Here is a 7437-nt window from a genome sequence, read left to right as displayed (position 1 = left end):
GCCGCGATCCATAGAGTGATTCAACCCAAGATCAAGTTCGCGATCCCCGCACGGGAAGATATATTAAAAAAACATTTTTTAGTAAAGGAGTTCCGTCCGAAAGGAACACTGAAATTCATCTTCGGTTTTATCGATAGAACCAACTTGATTCCGACATTTTTAAGATACATCGGAGCCTTTCCCATCAAACGCCCGTTCCGCGACAATGCGAGAGAACTTCTCAAAAGCGGAGAACTCAGAAACATGGTCGATCAGGAATGGAACACTCTTGTGGAGCGGGTGAACTCGGGCAGAAATCTCTTCATGTTCCCCGAAGGAACGTTCAACCACGACGGCTATTTGAATCAGATCAAAAAGGGAGTCTACTTTATCCGCACGAAGATCAAGGACGTTCACTTCATCTCCTTCACTCTGACGTACGATTACATCTCCGCGAAAAAGACCCAGCTTCACATCGCATACGGGGAGAATTTCGACGTTTCCGAAAGCGCGAACAGCGACGAGGTCGCCAACATCGTCAAAGAAAGACTCGGAAAAAATTACGTCGCGACGACCGGCAATCTGCTTTCCATGATTCTAATGCGTTTGAGTTCCGAAGCCGCGGTCGGCAAGGACGTTTTGTTAAAACGTCTGCAAAGTTTCGCTTCCGAAGTCAAAAAAAAGGGGAAGGAGATTCACGTCTCCGGTAAGTTGTTCGGTTCTCACCTCGAGGATGCGTTTCAACATATTCTGCAGAGAGGCTTTGAACATAAACTTCTCAAACTCGACGGAAACGGACACGTTCTTGCTACGGAAAAACTTCTTCATAAGGAAGGAGACACGAGAAATTTGAGAAAGAAAAACCCGTTCTTGTATCACGCAAACCAGCTCACCTTTCACAAACCGGAGCTGGATAAAATTCTTCTTTCTTTAAGCGATTCGGGAATTTGATTCGATGGGATTTTGGAAACGCCTCTTCTCCCCTAAAAAAGAATTTAGATCCGCGGCAAAAGCCTGGATCGAAAATCCGGAACGAGTTCAGAAAAGCATCGGAAGAATTTTCGACTTCGTTTTCGATTCCACTTTGAAAGAATTGTTGCCGGAAAAAATTTCCGTCTCCTTGGAACCGGTAGCGGGACTCAGAGTTCCGGAAGAAAAAGCGAGAATCATTTTACAAGGTTTGGATGTAAGGACTCTTCTTCCGTTCAACTCGGTTTCCGAAGCGATGAGCGCCGATACGCAGGAAGCGATCTTGGAACTCGCGGCGGGAACGGTCGCGGCCCCTTCCAAACTATTTTTGATGAAGATTCTCAATCAATCTCCGATTCAGGAGATGTTTTCGCAAGGTCTCGAAAAGATATTAGTAGAATTTAATAAAAAGCTGAACCCTCTCGCGGGAGTGTTTCAAGCCGCGGGTTTCGAGAAACAGATCTCCGGATTTCTTTCGGTTTTACTTCCCGGTTTTACGGAAAAGATGGCGGAGGTTCTGCATTCTTCCTCGGAAAGCGAGGCGGGCAAAATTCTGATCCGCAACACGTTGAAGATCCTTTTTCAAACCGGCTTTGCGGACATCGGCCATCTCGAATCCGCAGATCTCCGAAAACATTTGGAAAAACTGAGAGAAGCGGTTTCCAAAGATCCACTTCTGGAACAAAGTATAGAAAAGTTTTACGAGAATTTCAGGGACGCGATATTAAACGAATACAGAGGGGAAACCTTGAAGGAATTCCTGGGCTATTCCGAAGAGGAATACGTTCGCTTTAAAAATTCCGTTTCTAAAACGACCGCGGAAAACCTTCTTGCCATTCACAAACAAAAACCGCTGACTGGGCTCGTAACGGATCTGCTGGAGGATGTGCTTGGATGAAAAAAGTGATCAATCAGATCGGAAAGGCCCTCGAATACCTGGACAAACTCGGCACCGGCAAATCCTTTCAACTGTTTCGGTCACTCGGTTATGAAAAACTGTATTCCCTTTCGGAGAAGGTGGATCACAAAACCCTTTTGTACATCAGCCAGAACCTCGACGAAAAAACCATCATCGAATTTTTAAACCGAATTCCGGAAGAAACCCTAGTGCAACTTTTATCCACGGTTCGTCCGGCGGACATTACGTATTTCGCAAATAGTATTCCGATGGACGATCTTGTTTTATTATCCACTTCGATTCCCGCGGCCGACATCGCGGAAATGTCCTTAAAAACCGGTAAAGAATCCTCCGCGGAACTTTTAAAAAACATCGGTCCCCACAAATCGATCGCTTTGTTAAACGAAGTCGGAGTTCAAAACTTCATCGAACTTTCCTTAAAGGTTCCGCCCACCAAACTGATCCCCGTGGTCGCCGAATTGACTCCGCAACAATCCGGCATCTGGATCCGTCAAAGGGGAATCGGAGATATTCCGAGACTCATCGAAGCCTTCGGCGTTCAGAATCTTTTGGTGTTTTTGAGAACGCTCGGATTTGAAAAGAACCTTCACATCATGGGCGTTTTAGGTTTGGAGGAGCTGATCGAACTCGCGTATACGATTTCCGGAATGAAACTTCCGGGCGCGGCAAACGCTTCCGCCAAATCCAGGAAAGCCGCTTCTAAAAAATCCTCCAAGAAAAAGGCGAAGCCGAAAAAGAAGGCTCCCGTCAAAAAGAAACGAAAACATTCGTAAATTAGAAACTTCTAAAGTGGAAGACGCGGACAAAACGTTTTTAACGGACAACCGCCTTACTCATCTTTTGCAGGGAATCGGAATGGATTCTTCCGTCCACCATGTTAATTCTACGTCCAGCCAAGGCGGCGTAATCGGGGTCGTGCGTCACAAAAACGACGGTGGTTCTGTTCTCCTGATTGATCCGTTTCAGGATTTCCATCGCTTTGTCGCCGTTCGCCGTGTCCAAATTTCCCGTCGGTTCGTCCGCAAACAGAAAAATCGGATTCATGATCAAAGCCCGCGCGATTGCCGTTCTTTGCTGCTCGCCCCCGGACATTTGGGAAGGAAATTTGTCCTTACAGTGTTCCAAACCGAACTCGGATAGGAGTCGCCTTGCTTCGTCCCGTTTAAGGATATTCTTTTCGGTTTTACGCGTCGGCATCAATATGTTTTCGATTGCGGTCAACTCGGGTAAAAGATAATGAAATTGGAATACGAATCCTATATTCAAATTTCGGAATATATGTGCGTCTTTGCTCGGCATCGAAAATAGATCCATTCCGTTCAGAAACACCTTTCCGGAACTCGGCTGATCCAATCCGCTCAACATATACAACAAGGTGGATTTCCCGGAACCGGATCTTCCCGTTAAAGCGACAAACTCTCCGCGCTGCAGACGAAACTCCGCGTCCTGCACCGCGTATGTGGGCGGTTCTCCGAATCGTTTGGATAAGGACGTGCACGCGATCGCTGCGGTTTCTTCCTTTTCCATAGTGTGATTTCGCCCCGGACTCATGCGCTACCCCGTATGATTTCGACTGGAGAAAGTTTCGAAGCGGACTTAGCGGGAATATAAGCCGCGATTCCGCTCGTAATTACGGATAAGCTGAAGGCCTTAACGTAGATCGTATAATCCCAAGAAATCTTCATCACGTTGACCATCATTTGTCCCTTGGTCGTTTTACCGCCGATCGGATAACCGTCCAAAGCGTAACACGCGATCGCTCCCACAATCAGACCGCAAGCCGCTCCGAGCAGACCCAACAAAAGCCCTTGTATGATAAAGAGTCGGATCGTGTCCCCTTCGTCAAAACCTACGGATCGAAGAATCGCGATTTCCCTTTTTTTATGATTCACAACCATATTCAAAACATTGTATATTCCGAAAGCGACAACGAGTATGATCGTAAACGTCGTAGTATTCCTTACGATATTCTGCGTTTTGAACACGGACAAAACGCTTTCGTACGTCTGATCCCAGCTTTGAACCTTGTCCTTGGTAAAAAAAGACCACTCCGTTGCGACTTCGGCCGCTTTCGAAACGTCGATCAATCGAACGGCTATTTCCGAAATGACTCCGTTAGACTGCGTAATCCTCTGAACCGTCCGCAGAGAGGCATAGACGGTCGTATCATCGATCATTCGATTCCCGACCCGAAAGACTCCGCCGACTTTGACGTTCGATAATTTGCCGTTCGTGGTAACCACTTGAAGAGTATCGCCGGTTTCGGCGCCGAGTTTCTCCAACAATCCGGATCCGGCAAAAATCATATCGCCTCCCCGATCCAAATCCCGGAGATTTCCTTTCTCCACATATTTACCGATGGTCGTCACTCTGGTTTGACGAGCGGGATCGATCCCTTGCAATTTTCCGGGCAAAGTCTGTTTTCCGAATTTGAAGATCAGTTGTCTATTGAGCTGCGGGGCATACGCTTCCACGCGTTCGTCCTGATCCAATTTCAAAAACCAGCCTTTAACGTTTGTTAGCTGAGTAGAGTCCGTTTTTCCCGAAGGAGGATTGATCCATCGTACCGTGGAATCGGGATAAAAAATGCCTTCGAAACTTTCCTTCTTTAAAACTTCGTCCCTGGGCGAGATGCGGATTTGCGCGTCGTTGTTCACGAGTTGATCCGTGATATATTCCTGAAAGCCCAACATCATCCCGGAAAAAACGACATACCCGGCGGTTCCCAAGAGAATCCCCAAAAAAGTCAGAAAAGTCTGCTGAGGTCTCTTTAATAACTGCCGAATCGCGAGAAAAAACATATGGATTTACTTTTCTCCGTTTAAAAAGACCGTATCGGTCGGTAACACCGAATCTTCCAAGACCTCGCACCACTCTCCGTCGACCGCGCCGACGTTCGCCTGCACCCAGAACGTCTTCCCGTTTCGTCTAACGCGGATTCTGCCTTTTTCAACGGCTCTGATGGGGATCAAGACGGCGTTTTCTTTGCGTGCAACTTCCAGCGCGACGTCCGCCGTCATCTCCGGTAAAATTCCTTCGGGCATGGAATCCACGTCGACGCGGACAAAAAATTGACCGTCGGAAGGATAAACACGGCTGACCTTTCCGAGCATCTTATTTCCCCGTAAATTCTCGAAGCTTAGTTCCGCTTTTTGTCCTGTGCGAATCCGCAACATCGAATCCTGATCCAGGGAAAGAAGGACGTATGTTTTGTTCAAATCCATCATGGTGAGAACCGGCGTTCCCGGCATGACGATTTCGCCTTCCTGAAATAAGAGAGAAGTGACTGTTCCGGAAAAAGGCGCGGTAAAGGAAACTCCGGAATCCGTTATAAGAATCAATTGACCGGCCTTTACGACCTGACCCTCCTCCACATACAGCTTACGAACGGAGGAGGTCACACCCATTTTGAGATGATAGACCCGTTCCGACTTTACCGTTCCCAGCGAATAAACCAGTTCTACGATCGGTCCGACCTTGGGAGTGAACTCGGATCGTTTGTTATTTAGGATTATATAAATTACGGATATTATAATAATCGAAGAAACTCCTAAGAGTGCGACGCGTCCCCAGCGGGATCCGATTACGATTTTAAAATAAGCTCGAATTAGATTCATTTAACTTACGTTTCCGGTGATTCAATCCAGCAATCGGGCGAGATGCTCTTTGTCTTGAACTATGATTTTTTTCTTATCAATCTCGATCCAACCCCTGCATTTTAAATCGGAAAGGGTCCGAACGAGAGTTTCCGTTTTCACTCCGATGATCGAAGCCATAACCTCTCGCGTAAAAGGCAGTTCGATTTCCTGTCCCTGTTCGTTCATGCTCTCTAAAAGATATTCGGCGACCTGAGCGTGCACTTGACGGGTTCCCATCGAATAGATCTTATTTTCGGCTTCCCTGCTTTCGTTCGCGATTCGATCGAAAACCAAGTCCCGAAATCCGGGATCCGCCTGCAGAAGAAGTCTGAATTCCGATTCGGATATGAATTGCACTTCCGTATCCTCCAACGCGGTCGCATTGTGAAGATACTTTCCTCCTCCGATCGAATCCCTCAATCCGACCCAGCTTCCTACACAATGGATTTTGAATGTCTGTTGTTTATCCTGGTTTTTGGAAGCGCGATAAGCGCGAACCGCTCCTTTCAGAATGATATAGAATCCTTTGGACGATTCGCCTTCTCGAAATAGAACCTCTCCTTTCTCGAAAGTCTTGATCTTCTTATCTTGATTGAAACTCGAAGGATTCACCAATCGCAAGGAACCTTTTTCGGAGGTTACGTCGTTTTCTGGAAACGGTGTGAAGGTTTTTTTGAGTGCACTCATTCTTATCTACCTCTATCGGAGTGATTCATTCATACTCCGATTCGATCGATCCGTCAACGGGCGACGGGGTATGAGGCGGATTTGGACGGTTTTCGGCGGATTTAGAGGAGAAAAATCGGATGATAATTATCATTCCCGAGAAAATCGATTCGGATTTGCGAAATTCGATTTTCAGCATCCAATAGTTCTAATGTACAACAAGGAGTCGGCTATGCAAATCAACGAAGGAACAATCGACCGCATCATTCGAATCGTTTTGGGAATCGCTCTCATCGGTTTCGGATATGCGACTCAGGGAGTGATTGGTACGGTCCTATTGGTGGCGGGTTTCGTTCCGTTAGGAACCGGTGTTTTAGGATGGTGTCCGTTATACTCCGTATTCGGATTCAGCACCTGCCCCATGAAGAAGTGAAACACAGAGAACCGGGTTTTTACGAACCCGGTTCGGGTTCTTTATTCGGCGAACTCCAGCGTTCTTCGTTCCGGGTGAGAGAACCATTTCAAAACCGTATCCGACACCAATCTCCATTTTTGCGGATCTTCAAAATGACTCGGAGAACCGGGTATCAAATACAATTTTTTCAACGGAGTCTCGATTCGATTCAGAAAGATCTGATTGGATTGGATCGTTTTAAAATCGAGGGCTCCGATGATGTTCAGGATCGAAACGTCGCTAAACACGATGTTCAAAGGCAGTAATCCGTCTCCGATCAAGATCAGACTTTCGATTTTTCCCTTCAATGTGGAAGCGGCACGAAAGATTCTTTCGGCGATATTGGAAAAACCGAGATACGCGAACTTAAGTCCTTTTGTTTCGGAAAGCGCTTCTAATTTTTTCGTTACTTCGACCAAACGATCCGCGAGCAGGGACTCGTCGAAAAGATTTGCGGAGATTTTTTTTTCATCCTCGGTCAAAAGCCCGGATAGAAAAAAAGTACCGATCCCGTTCGCATACAAAGTCCTACAAAGAGCGTCGAACCGTTCCAGATGTCTGCCTTCCTTCTCTCCCAAAACCGTAATCACGAGCAATTTGGAATGAAGAGGAAGACGCAGTTCACCCTTTAAGCCGATCCGATTCACTCGAATGGCGATGGTTTTGCTATGATCTTTTCTTTCCCTCATCATAAATCGTTTGAACGCTTTTTCCGAATTTGAAACGCGCGCACTTACAACAAATCGCGTCTCGGCGTGCAGAGTTTCCGGCACGGATGAAGAATCGTAATCGATTCCAAACGACAGGTCAAT

9 protein-coding genes (1 of these 9 cut by a window edge) are annotated in these 7437 nt (G+C 46.7%); 4 read left to right on the top strand and 5 right to left on the bottom strand.

Translation table 11 applies throughout. The annotated features are described in order from the left end of the window. The 3 genes in view from LFX17_RS18850 to LFX17_RS18840 are tightly spaced (at most 4 nt apart) and all read left to right on the top strand, a layout consistent with a single transcriptional unit that may run on beyond the window. Window positions 1-930, top strand: partial view of a 1-acyl-sn-glycerol-3-phosphate acyltransferase gene (locus LFX17_RS18850; protein ID WP_238731744.1) — the 3' portion only. 222 nt of this gene lie to the left of the window's left edge; 930 of the gene's 1152 nt are visible here — the last part of the coding sequence; the start codon falls outside the window, past its left edge; it ends in the stop codon at window positions 928-930. A gap of 4 nt (window positions 931-934) precedes the next feature. Beyond that, window positions 935-1846 (top strand): hypothetical protein, encoded by a 912-nt coding sequence (locus tag LFX17_RS18845; RefSeq protein WP_238731743.1) that lies wholly within the window; start codon window positions 935-937, stop codon window positions 1844-1846. After that, window positions 1843-2640 carry a hypothetical protein gene (locus LFX17_RS18840; RefSeq protein ID WP_238731742.1) on the top strand — a complete coding sequence of 266 codons (798 nt, stop codon included), beginning with the start codon at window positions 1843-1845 and terminating at the stop codon, window positions 2638-2640. The genes LFX17_RS18845 and LFX17_RS18840 overlap by 4 nt, the downstream gene beginning before the upstream one ends. Before the next feature lie 40 nt (window positions 2641-2680). Here LFX17_RS18840 and LFX17_RS18835 read toward each other — a convergent pair whose 3' ends face one another. Genes LFX17_RS18835 through LFX17_RS18820 form a run of 4 tightly spaced genes read right to left on the bottom strand, consistent with a single transcriptional unit; the run spans window position 2681 to window position 6192 of the window. Then, window positions 2681-3394 carry an ABC transporter ATP-binding protein gene (locus LFX17_RS18835; protein ID WP_238732068.1) on the bottom strand — a complete coding sequence of 238 codons (714 nt, stop codon included), beginning with the start codon at window positions 3392-3394 and terminating at the stop codon, window positions 2681-2683. A gap of 20 nt (window positions 3395-3414) precedes the next feature. Continuing rightward, window positions 3415-4668, bottom strand: coding sequence for an ABC transporter permease (locus LFX17_RS18830; RefSeq protein WP_238731741.1), 1254 nt, complete (start codon window positions 4666-4668; stop codon window positions 3415-3417). 6 nt (window positions 4669-4674) lie between these two features. Continuing rightward, window positions 4675-5484, bottom strand: a complete 810-nt coding sequence (locus tag LFX17_RS18825; protein ID WP_238731740.1) for an efflux RND transporter periplasmic adaptor subunit — start codon at window positions 5482-5484, stop codon at window positions 4675-4677. 21 nt (window positions 5485-5505) lie between these two features. Then, entirely contained in the window at window positions 5506-6192 is a 687-nt protein-coding gene (locus LFX17_RS18820; RefSeq protein ID WP_238731739.1) for a Crp/Fnr family transcriptional regulator, read from the bottom strand. A gap of 211 nt (window positions 6193-6403) precedes the next feature. Here LFX17_RS18820 and LFX17_RS18815 point away from each other — a divergent pair, with 211 nt between their 5' ends. Continuing rightward, window positions 6404-6604: a YgaP family membrane protein gene (locus LFX17_RS18815; protein WP_238731738.1), complete on the top strand. Its 201-nt coding sequence runs from the start codon at window positions 6404-6406 to the stop codon at window positions 6602-6604. Between the two features lie 41 nt (window positions 6605-6645). On the opposite strand, the gene LFX17_RS18810 is transcribed toward LFX17_RS18815, so the two are convergent. Then, a complete protein-coding gene (locus LFX17_RS18810; RefSeq protein ID WP_238731737.1) occupies window positions 6646-7317 on the bottom strand; it encodes a dienelactone hydrolase in 672 nt (223 codons plus the stop codon). Window positions 7318-7437 lie beyond the last annotated feature (120 nt).

Origin of the sequence: Leptospira sanjuanensis, from assembly GCF_022267375.1 — a bacterium.
Taxonomy (GTDB): Bacteria; Spirochaetota; Leptospiria; order Leptospirales; family Leptospiraceae; genus Leptospira; species Leptospira sanjuanensis.
The sequence above is the reverse complement of the archived record's forward strand: the minus strand, read 5'-3'. Positions and strand labels throughout refer to the sequence as shown.